The following is a 22,954-nucleotide window of genomic DNA, read 5'->3' on the forward strand; positions in this document are numbered from 1 at the left end:
TGAATAGTTCCTGACTGCCTGTTTGTGGACTCGCGGGTTTATGCGGAGTCGCTCAGTCTATCAGCGTGGATATTAGGCCCGGCAATTGGCCATTACCAGCTTTTCCACAATCGGTTCAGGACGATAGATGCAAAGTGTTGCAGCATGTCCACAAAGCCGCCTCCCGCGCCGCTCACTACGGCTAGCCGCGTGCCAGCGGATTAACCGCCGGTTCACGCGCGCGCGCCGTTAAGCAGCGGGCGATTGGCGTGAAAACGTCACCATGTCTTGCCGCCCGCTTCGGGAAGGTTATAGAGGCTCAGAACATTCCTTTGGCGCGCCGCTGCGCCATTTTCTAGGACGATCCGTAAGATCATGACCGTCATGCACACGACCACCACCAAAATCATTCGCGCCGCAATGGTTACTGCCGCACTTACCGGCCTTGCAGCCTGCGGCGGCAAGGAACGGCCCAGGGCTGATATTGCGGCATCGCAAGTCACCACCATCGGGGTGAATTCCTATCTCTGGCGCGCTGCGCTGGAAACAGTCAGCTTTGCGCCATTGTTGCAGGCAGATAGCGCCGGCGGCGTGATTGTGACGGACTGGTACACCAATCCTGCCAATCCGGGTGAACGGGTGAAAGTCAGCGTGGCCATTCTGGACCAGGATTTGCGGGCCGATGCGTTGCGCGTTGCGGCCAGCCGCCAGGTTGCACAGGGCGGCACCTGGGTGGATGCGCCAGTGCAGGCCGCCACCGTCCAGAAGCTGGAAGACATTATCCTGACCAAGGCCCGCGATCTGCGGCGCCAGACGGCGGGCTGACGGGCTTCGTTTACCAAAACCCCCTAAATTTGTAGCACAAGAAATTCACATACCGGGGGTTTTCGCCCTTACATTCTGAAAGGCGATCCAGGGGCCATGAGCAACACAAACGGGACCGATACCCGTTTCGATCCGTCGCAGGCTGATGCAAAGTGGCAGCAGGCGTGGGACGAGGCTGGCTGTTTCCATGCAGACAGCAACAGCGACAAACCCAAAAGCTACGTGCTGGAAATGTTCCCCTATCCATCGGGGCATGTCCACATGGGCCATGTCCGCAATTACACGATGGGCGACGTGCTGGCCCGATATAAGCGCATGCGCGGGTTTGAAGTGCTGCACCCGATGGGGTGGGATGCCTTTGGCATGCCGGCAGAAAATGCTGCCATGGAAAAGAACGTCCATCCCGGCGGCTGGACCCGCGCCAATATCGCGCACATGAAATCCCAGCTGAAGCGAATCGGCTTTGCGCTCGACTGGAACCGCGAATTTGCCACTTGCGACCCTGCATATTACGGTCACGAGCAGGCGCTGTTTCTGGACCTCTATGCTTCCGGGTTGGTTTACCGCAAGGAAAGCGAAGTCAATTGGGACCCGGTCGACCAGACCGTGCTGGCCAATGAACAGGTGATCGACGGCAAGGGCTGGCGGTCCGGCGCGGAAATCGAGAAGCGCAAGCTGAGCCAGTGGTTCCTCAAGATCACGCAATTTGCCGAAGACCTGCTGGACGGGCTGGGCACGCTGGAAGGCTGGCCTGATAAAGTGCGGCTGATGCAGGAAAACTGGATTGGCAAAAGCAAGGGCCTGCAATTCAGCTTCGCGCTGAATGGCGGGGCTGCTGACGGCGAACGGGTGGAAGTCTATTCCACCCGGCCCGACACGATTTTCGGTGCCAGTTTCGTGGCCGTGGCGGCAGACCATCCGATTGCGCGCGCGGTCGCGGCAACTGACAGTGACGCAGCGGCGTTCATCGAGGAATGCAAGCGCGGCGGGACCACAGCGGCAGAGCTGGAAACGGCAGAAAAGCTGGGCTTCCAAACCGGCATCATGGCTGCCCATCCGCTGGACCCGGCGCGGCAACTGCCCGTCTATATCGCCAATTTCGTGCTGATGGATTACGGCACCGGCGCTGTCATGGGCGTGCCCGGCCACGACCAGCGCGATTTCGAATTCGCCACCAAATACAAGCTGCCGATCACCCGCGTTGTCGCCAGATCCGCCGAAGAAGCGGACGCGCCGTTTGCCGGCGAAGCGGAAGCTGGCGACGGTATCATCGTCAATTCCGGCCCGCTTGACGGGATGGATGTGGATGCGGCCATTGCCGATGTCATTGCCCGCGCCGAAAGCGGCGGGTGGGGCGAAGGCAAGACCGTGTGGCGCCTGCGCGATTGGGGCGTTTCGCGCCAGCGGTACTGGGGCACGCCCATACCCTTCATCCATTGCGATGGCTGCGGTGTGGTGCCTGTGCCCAAGGCGCAGCTGCCTGTAACCCTGCCCGAAGATGTCGATTTCCAGACGCCGGGCAATCCGCTGGTGCGCCATGCCACGTGGAAGCATGTCAGCTGCCCCAAATGCGGCGGCAAGGCAGAACGCGAAACCGATACGCTGGACACTTTCGTGGACAGTTCGTGGTATTTCCTGCGCTTTGCCAGCCAGCCTGCGGACAAGCCGTTCGACCGGGAAGAAGTCGAAAAATGGATGCCGGTCGAACAATATATCGGCGGTATCGAACATGCGATCCTGCATCTGCTTTATGCGCGGTTCTGGACGCGGGCGTTGCAGCACATCGGCATGCTCGGCTTTGCCGAACCCTTTGCCAGCCTGTTCACACAAGGCATGGTGACGCACGAAACCTATTCGCGCAGCGGCGTTGAAGCGCGCCCCACATTCTTCACTCCTGCCGAGGTGGAAAAGCGCGGTGAAAGCGCGGTCCTGAAAGCCGACGGGTCTGCGGTGGATGTGGGCCGCGTGATCAAGATGTCCAAGTCGAAGAAGAACGTCGTCGACCCGGATGAGATCGTGGCGCGTTATGGCGCCGATGCGGTGCGCTGGTTCATGCTGTCGGACAGCCCACCGGAACGCGACCTGCCTTGGTCCGAAGCCGGTATCGAAGGCTGCTGGCGGTTTGTGCAGCGCCTGTGGCGGTTGCTCGAACAACATGATGGCAGTGCGACCGGCGACGACAAGGCTCTGGCCCGCAAGACCCATCAGACCATCGCTGCTGCTGCCGGCGATATCGAGGCATTGTCGTTCAACAAGGCCGTGGCCCGGATGTATGAACTGACCGGCGCAATCGAAAAGGCAGCGCCTTCTGCCAGCCGTAGCGAGGCGATCCATTCGCTGCTGCTGATGGCATCGCCCATGATGCCGCACATCGCCGAAGAAGCATGGGCGCGGATGGGCGGCGAAGGGCTGATTGCCAATGCGCCGTGGCCAGAAGTTGATCCGGCGCTGCTGGTGGATGATGAAGTGACCATCGCCGTGCAGCACAAGGGGAAGCTGCGCGATACGCTGACCGTGGCCAAGGGCCTGCCCAAGGACCAGCTCGAAGCGCTTGCACTGGCGAGCGAGAAGGTCCAGCGTTCGGTTGATGGTGCAGAAATTCGCAAGGTGATTGTCGTGCCTGACCGGCTGGTCAATATCGTCACATGAAACGCAAGGCCATCCTTGCGCCTGTCATGGCGTTGCCATTGATGCTGATGCTGGCGTCCTGCGGGATGCAGCCCATGTATGCCGGCGGCAGCAATGGCGCTGTGGCGCGCGGGCTGGCCGCTATCGAAGTGCCGGCCATCCCTGGCCGCGCTGGCTGGCTGATGCGCAACGCATTGCATGACCGGCTGGGCAATACAGACGCTGCCGGCAGCCGCTACCGTCTGGATGTGCGCCTGGATGACCGGCTGGAAGGGCTGGGCGTGCTGGGCGATGACACTATTGGCCGAGAACGCCGCACATTGCGCGCCCGCTATCAGCTGGTTGATGTGACAGACGGCACGATCCTGCTGGATGCGACAGCCGGTTCCGATGCCGGGATTGACGTGGTTTCCAGCGAATATGCCACCATTGCCGCCGAACAGACCGCGCTGGAAAACCTGTCGCGCGAAGTGGCTGACCGTATCGTCACGCAGTTGTCGCTGACACTGCGCGCCCAGCCTTGAGGCTGGGCATTATGAGGGCACTGTGAAAGCCACGCAGCGCGATTTTGCCAGTGCCGCCGTGCGCGGCGCGCGCGAATGTTCCCTGTTTTTCCTGTGCGGCCCGGATGAAGCAGGCGCATTTGCCGCAGCCTCCAGAATACTCTCGCTGCTGCCCGATCCGGGCGAACGGGTCGAATTATCGGGCGGGGATCTGCGCAAGGATCCTGTGCGCCTGGGCGATGAAGCCCGCTCCACATCGCTGTTCGGCGACAAGCGCCATATATTGGTGAGAGCGAGCGGGGATGAAGCGCATGATGCGGTGAAAAACATGCTCGATGGCATGGACACCGGCCAGGGCGAAGTATGCCCGGTGCTGATCATCGCCACCTCGGCAACAGATAAATCCCGCACGGCCAAGCTGCTTGAAAAGCGCAAGGACGGGATGGTGGCGATGTTCTGGCCGCCCGATCTCTCCTCGGTCACAGCGTCGGTGCGGACCATGGCAGATGCCGCTGGCCTGCGCCTGAATGGCGATATTGCCGAACGCATTGCGCGCGGTGCCGGGCTGGATGTGCGGCTGGCCCAGTCCGAAATCACCAAGCTGGCGCTCTATCTGGATGCATCACCTGAAGGCCCGCGCAATGCTGATGCAGAAGCGCTGGAAGCCATTGGCGCGGCCACCGAAGAAGATGGCTTCATGCCGCTGGTGAATGCGGTGCTGTCGGGTGAGGCCGCAAAATTGCCGGGCGAACTGAAACGGATGCACGAATTGTCCCTCAACCCGGTTGGCCTGCTGCTGGCGCTGGAACGGCGCACGGCGCAGCTTGCGGGGCTGGCTGCCAAAATCGGCGCATCGGGCAATGCACAACAGGTGCTGACCGCGGAAAAATCGGCGCGGCGAATATTCTGGAAGGACGAACGGGACTTGTCGGTCCAGCTGCGTTTGTGGCGCGGCGCCAGCCTTGACCGGCTGGTGAACCGGCTGGTCAGCCTGCACCGTGCCTTGTTGTCGAACAATCAGTCAGCCGAATTGCTGCTGGCGCAAGGGTTGACCCAGATTGCACGGCAGGCGGCCAGCACGGCGAACAAACGGCACCGGTAAGCAGGAGTGGTCGCACTTGCCGGCGCGGGTTAACCGCGTTTTGGCGCTGCCTTCTCGATCATTGCTTCGATCATCGCGCGCCGCCGCTGCGCTGGTGTCAGGGGCATGCTTCCCCCACCTTCTGTCGGCGCAGGCAAATGGCGGTTTTCACTCGCAAACTGCCGCAGCATATCGGCACGGGGCAGGGAAAATGCGCGGGCAAGCAGCCACATCATCGCAATTGGGCCGAGATAGAACGGCAACGATCGGGCAATGGTAATCAGCACCCCATCGCGGAAAGTGATCGTGGTGGCCGCAATCATGACGGCGTAGGTCATCAGAGACCAGTCATCTTCGCGCCGCGCAATCATCCAGCGGTAAAGGAGTGAATACAGCAGCGCAAACGCCCCGCATTGGATGATGACACCGGCCCAGCCCAATTCATACCAGCCCGCACCGGGCAGCGACAAGGTCATGCCCAGCGGCGATCCGTAATCGAACAGGCTGAACAGCTGGATAGGAGGGCCGACCGGCTTTCCGGGCCACCATGCGCGGGGCACAGGTTCGGTGAATATCTGGAGGTTGGACAGGAAATAATCATACGTGCCGGTTCGTTGCGGCACAGCATAGACGACATATTCGAAGAATTCCTGATTGGCGAAATCCATCGTTTCATACGGGGCTGTGTCGAGATAGGCGATAGTATCGGCCGCCTGTTCGCTGGTGAATATTTCGCGCACCGCTGCGCCCCGGTCTGACACCAGCGTGGTAAAGGTAACAGCGGCAAACACCATGATCAGTGCGCTGCGCCATTCGGGCCAACGGCGGCGCTGCTGCGTCAGATACAGCACGACAATGGCAAAGGCCGCCACGATCAGCGGCCCGCGCCCCCCTGTGCCTGCGCGCAGGATAAAGAAAATGCCGAACGGGATCAGCGACCATAGCCGGAACCGGTAAAGCCACGCAAAAATCACCACGATTGGCACCAGCACCAGCTGGGCGGTGAAAAACCATCCGTTGCCGGTGGTATTGATGGCAATGCCGGTCGACAGGTCGGTAATCATCGTGCTGCTGTCCAGCGCCCGCGTGGTCCAGTGTTCCGCCAGCGATGCCAGCGCGACAGGTGTCAGCAGTGCCGCGACGATCAGGAATGGCTTGCGGAGCATCGTGCGATGCTTGTCGTCATATTTGTCCCGCGCAAAAGCCAGCGGTTCGCGGGCGACAAAAAGCGATACGGCCACAAATGTCACCATGCCAAGATTGGCCGCGAGCAATACGGTAATCTTGTCCTGCATGGACGGCTGGAACCCGAACTGCTGATATAGCGCGCCAAAATCGTAATATCTGGCAAGAAACGGGCGGAATGTGAAAACAATGCCGTGAAACAGCAGATAGAGCGACACCGGATGCATGAAAGACGCCGCCCGGTGCCGCAGATAGAGCGCGCAAACCGCCAGATAGATGGCCAGCGATACCAGCAGGATGATGTCATAGGCCAGCATACAGGATCAGCCCCGGCCCGCATCTTCAGCAGGCGTGCGTTCTGCGTCTGCTGAAAAATTCCAATAGACATCGTCCAGCGCATGTTCGCCAAAGGCCGCTACCGCACGCTGTTTCTGGCCCTTTGTCCAGCTGCGCCATGCGCCATGGCTAGCCTCGATCCTGCTCTTGCCGCGCACGACCGGATCTTCGAGGCCGAAATTGTGTTCCTTGCTGCCAAAATCCAGCATCGCAGGGTCAAAAGCCAGGCCGATATGGGCCATGGCCGCTGTCAGGGTTTGCTGCGGATTTTCGCATAATTCGCGGTAATCGAACCGCGCGGCGCGGGCGCCGTGAGCTGCATGAAAGGCATTCAGCCGCGCAATCGACTGCTGCACATATACCAGCTGCGCTTCAAACGGATCAGCAATATCATTCTGCTTCCACCCGCGCTGGTGCAGCGAATGGACGATATCGCAAGGGTGGCGATAAATGAGCAGATATTTGGGGCGGTGGCCGAACAGACGGTCGATTGCGTCGGCGCAGCCGAGATATTGCGGGGTCTTGTCCGCCCATATTGCCTTGCCTTGAGCGATGCGGAAGGCTTCGTGCAGTTCGCTGGCCTTGCGTGCCAGATCATCACGCATGGCGTCGGCATCATAACCCAGCCCATCATAGCCTGCCTGCACCAGATCATCATCCAGCATCGCAGCATAATGGGCGATGAAAAAACTTTCCGGCGGGCAGGCAATTTCGGGATGGGAATTGAGCATCCGGCGCAGCAGCGATGTGCCGGACCGGTGTGCGCCCAGAACAAACAGCGGATGCGGGCACGCGTCATGGTCTGACACGACCACGGCGTGCTGCTGCATGATCATGCGCGGCCTGCCGATATAGGATTTTATCCGGTTATAGTGCCAGCGCAATGCGCCCATCTGCCTTGTCCGCCCCTTCTGGCCGTCGCTTGTGCGCGGGCAGCCGTTCGGCTAATGGCGCGGGACGCGTTCGTCACGCATAATCTTGCAAAAGCTGGAGCTCGAAGGGGCGCGTTTTTTCACCATGGGTCAACCAGAAATGCCTTTTCCGGTTGCCGTGATGTGGGAAAATTTCGGCCCGTCGCACCATGACCGGCTGCGTGCGCTGGCGCAGGCGGGAATGGCGGTCACGGGGATCCAGCTGTTCCCCCAATCGCGGATTTATGACTGGGAAACAGGCGGCAGCCGCAACTGGCATGAAGTCACATTGACAGACGGCAGCGGCAATCCCGGCGCGGTCCGCCTTGCCGCAAGGCTGGTTGCCGCGGTGAATGCCAGCGGCGCGCGCCATGTGTTTTTTTGCCATTATGATCTGCCCGGCGTTTTCCTTGCCAGCGTGTGGCTGCGGCTGACCGGGCGCGCCGTGTTCACTATGGCGGACAGCAAATTTGATGACGGACCACGCAGCTGGTGGCGCGGCCCGGCCAAGCGCTTGTTTCTGGCGCCTTATCATGGCGCCATCACCGCCAGCCTGCGTTCGCGGGACTATCTGCGCCATTTCGGCATTCCGGCGGCGCGGATCGCCCTTGGCTATGACACGCTGGATATTAGGCGGCTGCGCGCCAGCGCCACCGCCGCCGATGCGCCCGAATTTTCCCAACGCCCGTTTCTGGTGGTGGCGCGGCTGATCCCTGAAAAGAACCTGGCCGCTGGGATTAATGCTTTTGCCGCCTACCGCAAGGCGGGCGGGAGCCGGATGCTGGAATTGATCGGCGATGGCCCATTACGGGCCGCGTTGGAACAGCATGGCCGCGAACTCGGCGTTGCCAATTGGATCATATGGCGCGGCAATTGCAGCAGCGCCGATGTGCTGTCGGCCATGCGCCGCAGCCTGTGCCTTCTATTGCCCAGCCTGCAGGAAACTTACGGCCTGGTTATCATCGAGGCGCTGGCCGCAGGCTTGCCAGTGATCGTATCGCGCCGCGCGGGCGCGGTGGATATTCTGGTCGATGACGGGGTGAACGGACTGGTCATCGACCCTGAAAATGGCGCGCAGCTTCTATCCGCAATGCAGCGGCTGGATGGGGATGAAGCCCTTTACCAGCAGGCTGCCAGTGCGGCTTTCGCTTCTGCCATGCGCGGGGATACGCGCCATTTTGTGAACGGTGTGCAGACCCTTGCCGGGACCGGCGGAAAAATGTCCCCGGCCCCGGCTGTAGATTAGCCCCGGCTGGGATTAGCGGCGGCTGACATCCACAAACAGGTCGCTTGTGAAAGCAGGGCTGGCCTGTGTGCCCGGGTTGAACAGGCTGACTTTCACGCTGTCTGCCGCTGCAGTTTCAGCAAACAGCAGCAGTCCAGGCAGGGCGGCTGCGAAGCTGGCACTGGCTTTGTCACCCACCTTTGCGCCGGCAATCGTGACGCTGAGTGTAGTGGTGCTGCCGGGATTGACGGCCGGAACGCTCCGTGCGGCAAAATTGGCTGACAACGTTTCAGATGCAGCAGAAAAGAAGCCGCATTCTTCCCATCTGGCGGCGCTGGAATTGAACGCGAAGTCGATCCAGTCACCATGTTTGTCCAGAACGCGGGTGCGCTGAACGCTGAGATTGGCACTTTGGCCTTTCACGAAACGGACATCGGCCAGATCGCCTGACTTGTAGATCCGCAACTTCTGCCCTTCGGCAAACCCATAGGCGGCGCCGCCCGTGGGCACTGCCGCCAGCGTGGCATCATACACGCCGTCCACCGTGCTATGTGCCTGAACCACTGGCCCCGCGATACGGATTTCATCATTTTGGTTAAACGGCCCGACGTTAGCCGCGCCGTGCTGCAAATACCCCAGCGAATGGCTGAAACTGCCCAGTTCCACAAATGGCGCCGATTTGGTCGGATTATCCATGGTGTTGGGCACAGTGGTTGCCTCACTGCCGTTAATCGTCACCCGGCAGCTTTTGTCGATATAGCCGGACCAGCGGAATGGCGCCCAGTTGCGGCCTGCCGCCTGCGCCGCGGCCGTGCGGATATGCCGTAACCGCACATGAACATTGCGCGGCGGCTGGATGTAGATACCGGTAGGCGCGCCAGACACGGGTTTGGTCAGCGTGTCAGGGCCATATAGCAGCAGCGGATTGATGGCATCCTTCTGGTCAATAAGGGCTTCTATATCCAGATCGATATCCTGCAGCATGAAGAACAGATTGGCGGTCAGATTGATGATGCTGTCTGTCGTGCGCAGCCGCCCGCGCACCCAGTTGCCGATATAGGCCATGCCGACATTGCGGATTTCGCAGCCGTCAAACTGGGTGACAGGTGGCTGGGTTGCGGTATCCCGCGTGGGATAGAGGTAATTATACAACTGGCCATTGGTGGGGCCGCTGCCGATGTTCATCTTGTCCGCATCCCGCCAGATGCAGCCACTGTAGCGGGCATAACGTTTGCCGGTGTCTTCATGGGCCTGATACGCATCCCCGAATTCGCAATTATTGGCGATGATGGGGGTGTTGGTGCCAGGGTTCATGGCATTGCCATTGGTAGTCAGCAGGCGCACCCGGTCCATGGTCAGGCTGCGCGCATCATAGCCTGCCAGATACAGCAATTCGCCCCGCCAGCCGACAAAGTCTGTATCGCGCAGCACAATGTCGCCAACGTGGGTATCATGCACTTTCAGCCCCTGATGGGTGCCGTCCCAGCCATCGCCCGTGGTGATGTTGGCTGGCCAGTCATGATTGGCGGTGCGCACCGTATTGCCGCGAAAGACCAGCCGGTGCAGTTCCACCCGGTCAATCTGCAGCGGGTTGCCGGGCGCGGGCAGTTCGTTGTTCTTATTGCCGCGCAGCAGGCAGGCATTGCCTCGCCACAACCGGGGCGACGGGTCATTGCTGTCAAGCCACACGGTTTGCCACGATGTCTGCGGATCGCGCCCGCCCAATGCGCGGCAGTCCAGCACGGTGCGTGTGGCCGCCACGCCGCGCAGCACAAGCGTTTTGGAAATGACAATGTAATGCCCGTCAATAGCGAAATTGGCTTTGAACGGAGACGACCGGAAGGGCGCCCATAATTCATAGCGGCCCTGCCCGAACCTGACTTCGGCAGCGGCCACTGCCTGCGCATAATCAATCGCTGCCTGAATGGCGGGCTGGTCATTCTGCCCCGCAATGGCACGCGCCCCGGCCTGTTCGACATAAATGGCGCTGCCTTGCGCCAGCAGGCGGAATATCCGGTTGTCCGCCGAACGGAACGCAAACCGTGGATGCGTGCCCAGCAGGCTGGCGGTGCATTGCGCATCATGCACATAGGTGCCTGCGCCCATGCCTTCAACGGAATAGCCAGTGCTTTCCAGCCGGTTCAGGCTGGCCGGAATGGCGCGCCCCTGCATGGCGGAAAACAGGGCTGGCTGGGACATCAGGGCCTGGCGGGCAAGCCCGCGTGCGGCCAGATCCGGGCCGCTCATTGCGACACCCTGTATGCCACTGTGCCGGCATATATGGCGATATCGAGATAAAGCTGCGCGCCGGCTTCGCTTTCATCCCAGACCGGTTCGCAGGCATTGCCGGTGAAGCGGCCCCATTCGCCGCCAGCTACGGTAATCGGCAGCTTGGTTGTGCCGCCATCGACGGACCGGCGCATTTGCACGCTGCCAATCCAGTCACCGGTTAATTGCACCATCACTGGGCGGCCAACCACGGGCACGAATGGCCCGGCAATGCGATTGCTGTTGGCAGAGCCGGACAGCGCATCGGGCGCTGCCGGGCTGGCGATGGTGGTGGGCAAGGGCGTGGTTTCACTGGCGACCGCCAGCATGCCTGCCCCGTCAGCAAAGCCAATCGCGCTGGCAGTGACATAGCCTGCTGGTATTTTGATCGAATTCGATTCGTACATGGTTGCTTCCTGATAATTTTGGAACCATATCGGTTAATAAGGGAATTGCGTGTAGGAAAATACTTTGTGGAACGGGCCGCTATTTCCCGCTTTTCAGGCCATCATCCTGCGCAGCCCACTTGGCAATCGGACGCAAATCCGTAAGGCCGTAACTTCGATGCAAGTGGCCGTTTTCCATCCTGGTGTTCAGCACAGCTGGCAAACCGCTCTTGCATTGCAGGATCTGGGGCGGCTGGAATGGTATGCGACCAGTATTTTCCGCCGCGCAGACCGGTTTCCCTTTACGCTTGAAAATCTGCTGCCGGGGGCGCTGGGCCGGGCAACACGGCGGGAATTTTCGCGTTTCGATTTTCCCCAGCTTGCCGATGCCCGCATCATCACGCCGGGCAGCACTGCAGAATGGATTGAACGGCTGACAGCGCGGGCCGGGTTTCTGGGCCCGTCGCGGCGGATAAATGACCTGGGCAATGACCTGTTCGCCCGCGCGCTGGAACGCGAGATACGCACCGATATTCCCTATGCAGTATGGGGCTATAACAGCGCGTCACAGCGCGTTTTTGCGACTGCCAAAGCATGCGGGCGTTTGGCGATTCTCGACCGCACCATTGGCGACTGGCGCTATTTCAACCACCAGCTGGAGATTATCCGCCAGACCCATGCCGACTGGTTCATTCCGGGGGTGGAGCCGCAGAACGCCCAGCGCATCGCCCGGGATGATGCGGAATACAGCCTGGCTGATGTCATCCTGTGCGGCAGCGAATTTGCGGCTGCAACGGTGCGCCAGTTTGCAGGAAGCCCGGACATCGCGGAAAAGCTGCGCGTGCTGCCCTATTGTTTTGATGAAGCATTGTTCGGCAATATGCCCGCGCCTGCCCCTGTGCCAAAGTCAGGCCCGGTCAAATTCCTGTTCACCGGGCTGGCGGGGCTGCGCAAGGGCTTCCACCACGTGCTGGAAGCAATCGCGCAATTGCCGCGCAGCGACGCGGAACTGACGGTGGTCGGCCAGTTGAGCATCCCCGATGCCATCTTCGCCCGCTATGCCGACCGGATCACCTACCGGCGAACGGTCCCCCGCTCGGAAATGCCGGCCATCATGGCGGACCATCATGCATTGCTGTTTCCCAGCTATTTCGAAGGATCGGCGCTGACGCTGGTGGAAGGGCTGGCATCGGGTCTGGCGCTCATCCAGACGTCCCAATCCGGCAATGGCGTGACGCCGGATACCGGTATTTGCCTGGCGAAACCCGGCACAAGCGAACTGCTCGGCGCCATGCGCCAGATGATTGACGACCGTGACCGTCTTGATGCCATGCGCGTTGCCGCCCAGCACGAGGCGCAGCGCTACCGCTTCGCACAATATCGACACGGCATCAGCCAGCTACTGGTTGATCTGGCCTGCTAACGGCGGAACAGCCGCGGCAGCCGGTCTGCTATCAATGTCCAGCTGCGGCGCGGCGCGGTGGAAAATGATCCGGCGGCCAGAATACCAGCGCGGCGCGCCTGCCACACCAGCATGACCAGCATCGCCATGTCGAACCCTGCCGCTGTGATGCCAGCGCCCAGCGCGCCCATGCTGCGCGCCAGCACTGCGCACGCACCGACAGAAACACATGCCAGCCCCACAAAAGCGTAAGAATATCGCCCGTGCTGGTTCAGCGCCAACACCAGATTGGCCAGCACCAGCCATAGCCCGCCAAAAACCAGCGATGCTGCCATGACCGCCACCAGCGCCGCAGGCGCTATGATCGCCCCGCCAGTCCATATGCGAATGACTGCCGGCCCGGCCAGTGCGATGGCCATGGCTGCGGGAAGCAGGACCACGAGCGCGGTGGTCAGATTCAACGCCACCAGATCAGCCTTGCGCGCCGTGTCATCCTGCGCTGCGGCGTGGGTAAACACCGGCATGGATGCCACATTCACCACCGATGTCAGCTGGATTGCAAACCGCGCCAGCGTGCGCACGGTTGTAAATACGGGCACGGCGGCTGGCCCTGCTGCCATGCCCAGCGCCATGATGGTGCCCTGAAGCTGGATGGCAAAGCCCAGCGGAACCATGGCCATCGCCAGCGCGGGCCGCGCCAGACGCCGGGCTTCCCCCATGCTGAAAGCCCAGCCCGATTGCGCGAGCCACGGCGCATGGCGGTGTATCATCAGACCCGTGGCCAACCAGCCCGCACACCGTCCCACCGCAAGACCCACCGCTGCCATGACCAAACCGCCGCCCGCCAGAACCAGCGCGAGCGCTATGGCCATTTCCACCATCGCAGTTATGCTGGCGAGATAGAGGAACCGCGCAAACCCATCTGTCGCGCGCAGGGCCAGCGCCCAATTGCTCATTTGCAGATTGGCCAGCCCGTACGCCACAAGGGCCATGGCGGCCCATTGCGCCTGACCGTGGGCATAAGGCTGGGCGAAATCCAGCAGGCGCGCCGCCGGGCCGAAAATCAGCGCAGCGCCGATGAGGGCCGCCACCAGTGACAATCCGGCAAAGCCAGACCGCACTGCGGCATAGGTACGCGCTGCATCATGGCGCCTGCCCTGCGCCACGGCGGCCACCATATCATTGCCTGCCGCGCCGCCAAACCCAAGGCTGAGCGTAGCGAGATAGGCTGGCAGCGTATAAAGAATGAGCCAGATGCCATAGCGTTCAATGCCCCATGAAAGCGTGAACACCGGCACTGAAACCAGCTGGACCGCAAGCTGCGCCAGAAACGAGGCGGACTGGCCGGACACATTGCCCACCAGCCCGCGGCCAAATCTGCGAAAATCAATCTGCACTTGCGACGGCCCACGCCCTGCCGGAAAGGGCATGCAGACGCGGGGCCAATCCTGACATGACGGCGGATTTCGTCCAGCGGTCCTGTGCTCTCGCCTTCGCCGCTGCGCCCAGCGTTGCAGCCAGCGCCCCATCATCACACAGGCGGACAATGGCATCGGCCATGGCCTGTGCCTGTTCAGGCACCACCACCAGGCCGCAGCCGGTTACTTCGTCCGCCAGCGCGGTGCCGGGGGCAGCGCCTGCCACCACCGGGCGGCCAGAGCCGAGCATATTGGCCAGTTTGGAAGGCAACACCAGATCGGCCGCATCGGCCAGTTGCGGCAACAGATGCACATCAGCCAGCGCCAGCAGATCGCCCACACCGCTGGCCGGTTGCAAGGGGTGAAACTGAATATTGCGCAAGCCTTTGGCGCGTATTTCCAGCTGGCTTCGTTCCGGCCCGTTGCCGCAGATGACAAAGGCAAGATCGGTCCGGCCATGCAGCAGGCGCGCGCAGTCAATAATGGTTTCCAGCCCCTGCTTTCTGCCAATATTGCCAGAATAGAGCGCGATTTTCTTGCCCTGCAATCCCCATTCCCGCGCCAGCCTGTCCGGGTCTGCCGCAGCCGCGCTGTCTTCGTGATTGGCCCAGTTCCGCAATTGCATGATGCGCGGCGGTGGCACTCCCTTTTGCGCCAGCCGGTCGCACATGTTGGGGCTGATCGAACTGACCATATCGGCACCACGCAGCATCACGCCTTCAAGCCCCAATGCTGCCCGCGCTACCAACCCCTTTCCTGCCAGGCCCTTTCGGTCGAGTTCAGGCCGGCCCAGAAGACCAGTGGCGAGCGCGGTTTCCACTTCGAAATCCTGCACATGCAGCCACAGTTTCGCGCCCGAAAGCCGCGCTGCTGCCCAGGCCACGGGCATGGCCATCATGGCCGGGGCGACGGCAAACACCACATCAGGCCGCCGTTGCAGGGCATGTTTCAAGGCAGGAAAAGCGGCTGCGGCTGCAAAGCTGGCATGGTGCAGCAATCGTCTGGGGCCAGTCGGGCACTGCGGCACATAATGGGGGACGCGGGCAACGCGCACGCCCTGTTCCGCCGCTGATGTCCATCCGGCATAGCCAGGCTGGCGCTGCCATTGCGGATAATAGGGCGCGCCTGCCACCACATCCACTTGCCAGCCATCTGCTGCCAGCATCTGTGCCATCCCGGCGCTGTAAGGGCCGATGCCGATTTCTTCCGGGGCGTAATTCAGGCTCAGCATCAGGATGCGCGGTGGGCGCGGGGTGCCGGGGCGCGCCTTACCCATCCATCTGCACCTGCCGCAGGTTGCCGCTGGCGAGAAACTGGCGGTAGGCATCCTCAATTCCGCGTTCGAGCGCAATTTCCGGCTGCCACCCCATGGACCGCAGCAGGCTGGAATCCATCAGTTTGCGCGGTGTGCCGTCGGGCTTCGAAGTGTCGAACTGCAACGTCCCTGTAAATCCGACAACATTGGCCACCATCTGCGCCAGCGCGGCAATGGCAATGTCCGAACCGTAACCCACATTGACATGGCTGTGCCCGGAATAATTCTGCATCAGGAAGACGCAGGCATCGGCCATATCATCCACATGAAGAAATTCGCGCAATGGCGCGCCGGAGCCCCAGACAGTCATGGTCTGATCCCCGTTCACCCGTGCATCATGGGCTTTTCGAATAAGGGCTGGCAGGACATGGCTGGTAGCCAGATCAAAATTATCCCCCGGCCCATACATATTGGTCGGCATGGCACTGATGAAATCGCACCCATATTCCTGGCGGTATGCCTGGCACAATTTGATGCCGGCAATCTTGGCCACGGCATACCATTCATTGGTCGGCTCCAGCGGGCCAGTCAAAAGCGCGTCTTCGCAAATGGGCTGCGGGGCCATGCGCGGATAGATGCAGGACGAACCCAGAAACAGCAGCTTGCCGCATTGCGTCTGCCGCGCAGCATCGATGATATTCGCCTCGATCATCAGATTATCGTATAGAAACTGGGCGGGGTAGCGGTCATTCGCGGCAATTCCCCCGACCCGCGCTGCGGCGCAGAACACCGCATCGGGCCGGTTTTTCGCAAACCAGTCGCGCACCATCGCCTGTTCGCGCAAATCTACCGTGCGCGGCGCTGTCAGAATTTCGCACCCTTCGGATGCCAGCCGCCGCACCAGCGCAGAACCAGCCATGCCGCCGTGGCCCGCCACGTAAACGCGTTTTGCGCGCAGGCTATATTCGCCCGCCATCAGGTGTAACGGCTGAGTTTGACAGGGTGGATATACAGCCAGTCGGCCGGGAAATTCGCGCAAAGATGGTCCAGGCTGCCATCCAGCAGGCCGGCATGGCGGGCCTTGTCCGCGGCATTCCACAATTCCACACCGCACAAGCCGTGCGGGTCGGTCCGCGCCGGATTTTCATCATGAAAATGGCTGTTGGCGCAAAGTTCGGTTTTCACGCTGTCAGCGGCCAGCGCCAATGCGGTGGGCACGGCCACTTCGGCAAATATGTTGAGCGCGGCAAACACGCCGCAATAATGCACGAAATCATCAATGGCTTCAGCCGGAATAACCAGAAAATCGGAATAACCTGCCAGCAGCGGATATTCCGCAGGCTGGCCGCGCAGGCTGATGGCATCCAGAAAGCTGCGCTTGGCCTTTTTAGCCTGGGCAAGACGCGCAGCCAGGCCCATGCGCCGGGCCCGTGTGCCGGGGGCGGGAAACCGGATGCCCAGCTTGCGAAAGCGCGCCTCTGCCTAGGCCGCATCGGGCAGCAGCGCGGCAGTATCCAGCATTCGGCTGGAACGGCGGAACGTGGCTGCCACTTCGCCGGCCCATGGCCATGCAAAGCGCAATGCGTCAGCGGAAATCAGGTTCTTGATATAGGCTTGCCCCGGCGCCAGTTTCAGCGCGGCGACAAGGTTATTTTCATCGATCTGAGGGTTCAGCAGCAGATCGTCCGGCACCACGACATAATGGGTGATGCCCGGTTCCACCCAGTCACGCGCGGATTGCGCCAGATGGCCGGAAAAATTGCGCCCCTGTTCCGCCACCCGCGATATGCGCGGCCCCGGCTGGCTGGCAAAGGGCATGATGAAATGGCGGTTGGCAAATCTGCCGCCGTATATACGGTCAAGCATCGGCATATTCGCCTCGAACCGATGGTTGAACAGGAAGAGCGCCTTTATCTGCGGGCCACAATTGCTCATGGCATGGCGGCCAGATCTGCCAGCCAGGCATCCAGCAATGGCAATTCATCCGCGCCGACATGGCTATCTGCCACCAGCCGTGCATAGCACTTGCGCAAATTGGCGGGAATGGCCTCGACCCCGCTGTCCAGATCAAGGCTGGCCAGCGCTTCGCCAATGGCGCGATTGTTCAGATAGCCGGGAATTTCTTCGGCAAAATCCTTCATCAGATCATGGTCGTTGCGGTCCTGACTGACGGTGGCTTCGCGGAACAGGATGCTCCACCCGCACGTCCACGCAATGCGCTGGGCAACAAAACTGCGCCAGATGTCTGTCATCCGGAAACTGCAATGGGCAGGCAGATACAGCAGCGCATAGGCGGCGCGGTAATGCACCGTGTTCTGGCTGTTATAGGGGCACCAGCTGCCATGCCCCAGCGCCAGCCGTTTTGCCCCGCTGTCAAAATCGAACGGCAGCGGATAGGTCAGCCGGTAAATGGCATCCACATCAGGATTGGCATCTGCCAGCCCCTGCTGGATGGGGGCATCCACCAATGTTGGCGGCGGCAGCTGTGGCAGCGGATCGCGCACTGCATCCAGCGGCAGGCCGCGGGGCCAGATGGGCGTCTGGCTGTAAAACCCATAGACATTGGTCCAGCCATTGCCGGTAATCTGCGGCACGCTGCTATGGCGCGGCAGGGGCCGGTAAAATTCTTCGCGCGGAAAATTATCATCGTCAGTTTCGACAATGAAATCAGCGCCAGCGCGAATAGCCACCAGATAGGCAATGTTCTTGCGCGCATAATGGCGTTCCGGACACAGTTGCGCAAAGGCAAAGCCCGTTTCCCGCTGCGCTTCGATGCCGTAATAATCACAGCCTTCCAGCGCGAAATCCGCCGGGCTTTTGGTGTCACCCGCCACCACGAAATGCAGACCCAGCCGAGCCGCGTCCGATGCCAGCTGACGCAGCACGGCGTTGGGCGCGGAAATTGTGGTGACAGCCAGCGCGCCTTTTCCTGGCATAGCGTGGGCGCCTGTATCTGGTGTCGGGCTGATGCCGGGTGTACTGCTCATGCCCTAGTCGCCTTTCGCAATCGGCGCCTGGCGCATCAGTTCAAGATCTGCGGTGGTCATTTCGCGTGCCAGTTCGCGGGCGCTGGTTTCGTGCCGCCAGCCCAGCTTTTCCCGCGCCTTGGCCGGATCGCCCAGCAGGATGGCGACTTCGGTGGGGCGGAAATAACGCGGGTCCACTTCCACCAGACACTGACCTGTGGCCTGGCAATAGGCTTTCTCGGCCAGCCCCTCACCCCGAAACTCGATCGGCTTTCCGGCGTCTTCGAAGCACCAGCGGACAAAATCGCGCACCGACGTTGTCTCGCCTGTTGCCAGCACATAATCGCCCGGTTCATCCTGCTGCATCATCATCCACATGCCGCGCACATATTCGCGGGCGTGGCCCCAGTCACGCATGGCATCCAGATTGCCGAGATAGAGTTTGTCCTGCCGGCCCAGCACGATGGCCGCAGCCCCGCGGGTAATCTTGCGCGTAACAAAGGTTTCGCCGCGCAGCGGGCTTTCGTGGTTGAACAAAATGCCGTTCGATGCATGCATTCCGTATGCTTCGCGGTAATTCACGACCATCCAGTAGGCATAGAGCTTGGCCGCGGCATAGGGGCTGCGGGGGTAGAATGGCGTGGTTTCGTTCTGCGGCGTTTCCTGCGCCAGCCCGTAAAGTTCGGACGTGGATGCCTGATAGAAGCGTGCGGTTTTCTCCAGTCCCAAAATGCGCATGGCTTCCAGCAGGCGCAGCGTTCCCAGCCCATCTGCATTGGCGGTATATTCAGGCGTTTCGAAACTGACCTGCACATGGCTTTGCGCTGCCAGATTGTAGATTTCATCCGGCTGGGTTTCCTGCACCAGCCGGATCAGGTTGGTGGCATCGGTCATGTCGCCATAATGCAGCACGAAACGCTGGTCAGGATCGTGCGGGTCCTGATAAATATCCTCGATCCGGCCGGTATTGAACGAAGACGACCGGCGCTTCAGCCCGTGAACTTCATAGCCCTTTTCCAGCAGCAGCCGTGCCAGATAGGCACCGTCCTGGCCCGTGATACCTGTTACCAGCGCACGCTTCGTTCGTTCGGCCAATTCACTCTTTCCCTTGATAATTGTGCGGCCTTAGCCACCGGCTGGCAGGTTGTGCAACTGCCTTGCCAAGGTTCCAGCCCACCAATTGGGCAGCACGGCGGTGTTACAGGTTTCACGCTGCTGCAAATGTGACTAGGGTGACGCACGGCCGCTTAACATTGTCGAACCAGGGCCCGGACGATCCCGACCATGAAGCAAGATCATTTTCCGATGCAGATGGCGGGCAACGTCAGCCGTTTGCCGCAGGTTTTGCCGCTGGAGCATGGCCGGATCCGGGCGTATCTGGTGCTGCTGGTTGCGGATCTGGGGCTGCTCTATGGCGGGTTCCTGCTGGCAGGCGCACTATACCTGGGTGAATTCCCTTCGGCGGTGGCAAGTCTGGAAGCGCAATTGCTGGCGCCATTGTTCCTGACCATTGCACTGTATCAGAATGTCTATGCCACACGTTCGCTGATGGATTGGCGGTTTGTGGTGCTGCGGCTGTTGCTGGCGCTGGCGATCAGTTCGGCATTGCTCATCTTTTTCACTTTCTATTTCAAGTCGACCACCAGCTTCTCGCGCGCGGTATTCACGCTGGGGCTGGGTTTCAGTTTCATCTTCATGGCGGCATTGCGGACAGGCGCGATCTGGTGGCTGCGGCGCAAATGGGGGCCAACCCCGTTCAATGTCCTGCTGCTGGACGCTGGCGGGCCCGCAGTGGATATTGCCCATGCCATCCATGTCGATGCAGCGGCCCATGGCCTGCTGCCCAGCACGGATAATCCGCATCATATCGACCGCATTGGCCGATATATGCTGCATATGGACAGCGTGATTGTCAGTTGCCCGCCGGATGAACGCGAAAACTGGGCGCGCCTGTTGCGCGCCACCGGCATTCAGGGCGAAATCGTGAGCGAGACGCTGCACGGGCTGGGCGCCATCGGCCTGAACCAATACGAACATTGCACGTCGCTGGTGGTATCAACCGGCCCCCTGGGCCTGCGGGCGCGCATTTTGAAACGCGGGTTCGACATCGGCTTTGCCAGCCTGGCGCTGGTGGTACTTTCGCCGCTTCTGCTGATTACCGGCCTGCTGGTGAAACTGAACGATGGCGGGCCGGTCATTTTTGTCCAGCAGCGGATGGGCTGGGGCAACCGCTATTTCTCGATCTACAAGTTCCGCACCATGTCCGTTGCCTCGGCAGATGCGTCGGGGGGGCGGTCCGCTTCTCGCGACGATGAACGGATCACCCGGATCGGGCGGTTCCTGCGCCGGACCAGCATTGATGAACTGCCGCAATTGTTCAACATTCTGCTGGGCAATATGAGCATTGTCGGCCCGCGCCCGCACGCGCTGGGCTCCCAAGCGGGCGAAAAACTGTTCTGGGAAGTGGATGGGCGGTACTGGCGGCGGCACGCCCTGAAACCGGGGCTGACAGGCCTGGCGCAAATCCGCGGTTTTCGCGGGGCAACAGCGGATGAAAGCGATCTTTCCGACAGGCTCCATGCTGATCTGGAATATATCGCCCGGTGGAGCTTGTGGCGCGATATTGCAATCATTGCCGCAACTACCAGGGTCATGGTGCATAGCCGCGCTTATTGAGGGGAGGGCGGGGGCGCAAATATGACATCAGCCTGTTCGCCTGCCAACTGGCCAGAAACAGGATATTTTTGACTTTATCCCCTAATCTGGCAAAAGACCGCGCAACTGATCAGTAGGACGCGTGACTTTGGCAAATTTGAAGATTTCAGCGGCACTCATTGCTGGCACCTTGTTGCTGGCCGCGCCGCTGCAGGCGCAGGCCACGCGATCTGCGGATGCAGTCCCCAGTGCCGGGGCTACGCAGCAGGCAGACGCCAAGCTTCCCCGCCAGAAAGCGAGCAAGCGTAAGGCAATTACCCGCCAGAGCATGCCGGATTCCGAAAGCGGCCTTGCCGCCAAGGGCGGCGCCGCAGCCTTAGGTTTGCTGCTGGCTGCCACGCTGGGTGTTCTTCCGGGAGTTGATTCTTCGGGGAATGACAGCCCCGGCTGATTGTCAGTCGGGAGTTTGATGTGCCAGCGCTGGCATCACCCAGAAACAATCCGATAATGTGGGCCGCTGGCCTTGTGCTGGCCGTGTCGCTTGTCTTTGGCGGCGGCGGCTCGCCCAATCCGTGGTCGGAAATGGTGGTCCAGTTTGCGGCAGGCGCTGTGCTGCTGTGGCTGCTGTTGGCGCGCAGCATTGCCCGTTCCCCCGCCCGCACCCCCGGCACCACCCCCGCCGTCATCCTCCGCCCCGCCCGCGCTAAAGTTTCGCGTTCCGCCATGTGGCTGATCGCCATCGTCCTGGTGGTGCCGGCAGTGCAGCTGGTGCCATTGCCCCCTGCGCTGTGGCAGGCCATGCCGGGCCGCGCCCCTGAAATTGCCGCACTTGATCTTGCCGGTATGGCGCAAAGCTGGCGCCCATGGTCGGTCTCTCCCCATCTGACGCTGGCGGGCTTATTGGCCTTGGTGCCGCCGGTCATGCTGTTTGCGCTGACCTGTATGCTGGGGCTGCAAGGCCAGAAAATGTTGCTGGCCATAATCGTCGCCACCGGGCTTGCTGCGGTGCTGCTTGGCGCCCTTCAGGTGGCCAGCGGCGGGAGGGAATTTTATCTTTACAGCCAGGTCCATACGCCGTGGGTCACCGGGTTTTTCGCCAATCGCAATGCTGCGGCTGATTTTTTTCTGATTTCAGGTCTGGCGGCCGCCGCACTGTTGCTGCCCCCACGGCCCATACCCGGCGATCCGCAGGCGCATACAGTCACTGGCCCTGTAATCATTGGTCTCGTCGTGATGGTCGCTGTGCTGATGTTGGCGACCGTGCTGACCGGATCGCGCACCAGTATCGCGCTGATACTGGTGGCCCTGGCCGCGCAGGCATGGCTGGCCATTCCGCTTTTTCGCATGGTGGCGGGCCAGAATGGATGGGCCCCAATAGCGCGCGCCGTGCTGATCGCGGCCATGGTGTCTGCCGCCATTTATGTTGGCTTGCGCGGTAATGCGGAAATTGCCGTAGTGGCCAGCCGGTTTGGGGCGACCACGGATTTCCGGTCTGAATTATGGGCTGACACATGGTATGCCATCAGGCAATTCTGGCCGTGGGGCGCAGGCATCGGGACATTCGTACCCGTGTTTGTGGCAGGCGAACGGCTGGAAGTGGTCGATGCGACAATGCCCAACCGCGCGCATAATGATTATCTGGAATTTTTGCTCGAAACAGGCGTGATCGCGCCTTTCATTCTGGCGGCCATCACTCTCATCCTGAGCCGTGCAGCATGGCACCATTGGCGCGCCGCGCCAGATCGCCGGCCGCTGCTGGTGTTTGCAGCGGGCACGCTGGTACTTATCGCGCTGCATTCGCTGGTTGATTATCCGCTGCGCAATATGGCGCTGTCTGCCGTTGCGGCAGTGGCCGCAGGCTTGCTTGTCGGGCAGAAAACCACCAAAGGCTCTGCGGCGCAGCAGCGTGCCTGCAAGGGATCAGACTAGGC

General features: G+C 61.1%; 20 protein-coding genes. 9 read left to right on the top strand and 11 right to left on the bottom strand.

All coding sequences use genetic code 11. The features are described 5' to 3' along the window. Window positions 1-363: 363 nt before the first annotated feature. The 4 genes from GRI44_RS11455 to holA all read left to right on the top strand — a co-directional run bounded on the left by GRI44_RS11455 (window position 364) and on the right by holA (window position 5,037). On the top strand, window positions 364-804 hold the full coding sequence (locus GRI44_RS11455; protein WP_160602371.1) for a DUF3576 domain-containing protein: 441 nt from the start codon (window positions 364-366) through the stop codon (window positions 802-804). A gap of 96 nt (window positions 805-900) precedes the next feature. Beyond that, complete coding sequence (leuS, locus tag GRI44_RS11460) at window positions 901-3,453, top strand: leucine--tRNA ligase (RefSeq protein WP_160601900.1); 2,553 nt, start codon at window positions 901-903, stop codon at window positions 3,451-3,453. Next, window positions 3,450-3,956: an LPS assembly lipoprotein LptE gene (gene lptE / locus GRI44_RS11465; RefSeq protein ID WP_160601901.1), complete on the top strand. Its 507-nt coding sequence runs from the start codon at window positions 3,450-3,452 to the stop codon at window positions 3,954-3,956. Before leuS ends, lptE begins: the two co-directional genes overlap by 4 nt. A 22-nt stretch (window positions 3,957-3,978) precedes the next feature. Further along, the gene (gene holA, locus GRI44_RS11470; protein ID WP_160601902.1) at window positions 3,979-5,037 is read left to right on the top strand and encodes a DNA polymerase III subunit delta; all 1,059 of its coding nucleotides are present in this window, start codon (window positions 3,979-3,981) and stop codon (window positions 5,035-5,037) included. 29 nt (window positions 5,038-5,066) lie between these two features. Here holA and GRI44_RS11475 read toward each other — a convergent pair whose 3' ends face one another. Together GRI44_RS11475 and GRI44_RS11480 are read right to left on the bottom strand one after the other, a co-directional pair. Beyond that, on the bottom strand, window positions 5,067-6,518 hold the full coding sequence (locus GRI44_RS11475) for an O-antigen polymerase (RefSeq protein WP_160601903.1): 1,452 nt from the start codon (window positions 6,516-6,518) through the stop codon (window positions 5,067-5,069). Between the two features lie 6 nt (window positions 6,519-6,524). Then, window positions 6,525-7,430 carry a sulfotransferase family protein gene (locus GRI44_RS11480; RefSeq protein WP_160601904.1) on the bottom strand — a complete coding sequence of 302 codons (906 nt, stop codon included), beginning with the start codon at window positions 7,428-7,430 and terminating at the stop codon, window positions 6,525-6,527. Between the two features lie 124 nt (window positions 7,431-7,554). Between GRI44_RS11480 and GRI44_RS11485 the strand changes: the two genes are divergently transcribed. Next, window positions 7,555-8,694 (top strand): glycosyltransferase family 4 protein, encoded by a 1,140-nt coding sequence (locus tag GRI44_RS11485; RefSeq protein ID WP_160601905.1) that lies wholly within the window; start codon window positions 7,555-7,557, stop codon window positions 8,692-8,694. A 12-nt stretch (window positions 8,695-8,706) separates the two neighbouring features. Here GRI44_RS11485 and GRI44_RS11490 read toward each other — a convergent pair whose 3' ends face one another. Further along, window positions 8,707-10,920, bottom strand: coding sequence for a hypothetical protein (locus tag GRI44_RS11490; RefSeq protein WP_160601906.1), 2,214 nt, complete (start codon window positions 10,918-10,920; stop codon window positions 8,707-8,709). Then, window positions 10,917-11,348, bottom strand: coding sequence for a hypothetical protein (locus GRI44_RS11495; RefSeq protein WP_160601907.1), 432 nt, complete (start codon window positions 11,346-11,348; stop codon window positions 10,917-10,919). Before GRI44_RS11495 ends, GRI44_RS11490 begins: the two co-directional genes overlap by 4 nt. 157 nt (window positions 11,349-11,505) lie before the next feature. Between GRI44_RS11495 and GRI44_RS11500 the strand changes: the two genes are divergently transcribed. Next, the gene (locus GRI44_RS11500) at window positions 11,506-12,750 is read left to right on the top strand and encodes a glycosyltransferase family 4 protein (RefSeq protein ID WP_160601908.1); all 1,245 of its coding nucleotides are present in this window, start codon (window positions 11,506-11,508) and stop codon (window positions 12,748-12,750) included. Here the strand turns inward: GRI44_RS11500 and GRI44_RS11505 are convergent. The 7 genes from GRI44_RS11505 to gmd form a co-directional block, all read right to left on the bottom strand. Next, the gene (locus GRI44_RS11505; protein WP_160601909.1) at window positions 12,747-14,126 is read right to left on the bottom strand and encodes a lipopolysaccharide biosynthesis protein; all 1,380 of its coding nucleotides are present in this window, start codon (window positions 14,124-14,126) and stop codon (window positions 12,747-12,749) included. The two genes, GRI44_RS11500 and GRI44_RS11505, sit on opposite strands and share 4 nt — an antisense overlap. Continuing rightward, window positions 14,116-15,423, bottom strand: a complete 1,308-nt coding sequence (locus GRI44_RS11510) for a WcaI family glycosyltransferase (protein WP_160601910.1) — start codon at window positions 15,421-15,423, stop codon at window positions 14,116-14,118. Before GRI44_RS11510 ends, GRI44_RS11505 begins: the two co-directional genes overlap by 11 nt. Next, window positions 15,416-16,378: a GDP-L-fucose synthase gene (fcl, locus tag GRI44_RS11515; protein ID WP_160601911.1), complete on the bottom strand. Its 963-nt coding sequence runs from the start codon at window positions 16,376-16,378 to the stop codon at window positions 15,416-15,418. Before fcl ends, GRI44_RS11510 begins: the two co-directional genes overlap by 8 nt. After that, window positions 16,378-16,821 carry a hypothetical protein gene (locus GRI44_RS11520; RefSeq protein WP_160601912.1) on the bottom strand — a complete coding sequence of 148 codons (444 nt, stop codon included), beginning with the start codon at window positions 16,819-16,821 and terminating at the stop codon, window positions 16,378-16,380. Before GRI44_RS11520 ends, fcl begins: the two co-directional genes overlap by 1 nt. Before the next feature lie 63 nt (window positions 16,822-16,884). Continuing rightward, window positions 16,885-17,337, bottom strand: coding sequence for a hypothetical protein (locus GRI44_RS11525; RefSeq protein ID WP_160601913.1), 453 nt, complete (start codon window positions 17,335-17,337; stop codon window positions 16,885-16,887). Continuing rightward, window positions 17,334-18,389: an STELLO glycosyltransferase family protein gene (locus tag GRI44_RS11530; RefSeq protein ID WP_202386331.1), complete on the bottom strand. Its 1,056-nt coding sequence runs from the start codon at window positions 18,387-18,389 to the stop codon at window positions 17,334-17,336. Before GRI44_RS11530 ends, GRI44_RS11525 begins: the two co-directional genes overlap by 4 nt. A gap of 3 nt (window positions 18,390-18,392) precedes the next feature. Continuing rightward, a complete protein-coding gene (gmd, locus tag GRI44_RS11535) occupies window positions 18,393-19,463 on the bottom strand; it encodes a GDP-mannose 4,6-dehydratase (protein WP_160601914.1) in 1,071 nt (356 codons plus the stop codon). Between the two features lie 189 nt (window positions 19,464-19,652). Here gmd and GRI44_RS11540 point away from each other — a divergent pair, with 189 nt between their 5' ends. The 3 genes from GRI44_RS11540 (at window position 19,653) to GRI44_RS11550 (ending at window position 22,952) form a co-directional block, all read left to right on the top strand. Then, window positions 19,653-21,044 (top strand): exopolysaccharide biosynthesis polyprenyl glycosylphosphotransferase, encoded by a 1,392-nt coding sequence (locus GRI44_RS11540; protein WP_232843121.1) that lies wholly within the window; start codon window positions 19,653-19,655, stop codon window positions 21,042-21,044. A gap of 121 nt (window positions 21,045-21,165) precedes the next feature. After that, window positions 21,166-21,474 (top strand): hypothetical protein, encoded by a 309-nt coding sequence (locus tag GRI44_RS11545; RefSeq protein ID WP_160601915.1) that lies wholly within the window; start codon window positions 21,166-21,168, stop codon window positions 21,472-21,474. A 20-nt stretch (window positions 21,475-21,494) separates the two neighbouring features. After that, window positions 21,495-22,952 carry an O-antigen ligase family protein gene (locus tag GRI44_RS11550; protein WP_160601916.1) on the top strand — a complete coding sequence of 486 codons (1,458 nt, stop codon included), beginning with the start codon at window positions 21,495-21,497 and terminating at the stop codon, window positions 22,950-22,952. Window positions 22,953-22,954: the final 2 nt, after the last annotated feature.

It is taken from the genome of Allopontixanthobacter confluentis (assembly GCF_009827615.1).
Lineage (GTDB): Bacteria > Pseudomonadota > Alphaproteobacteria > Sphingomonadales > Sphingomonadaceae > Allopontixanthobacter > Allopontixanthobacter confluentis.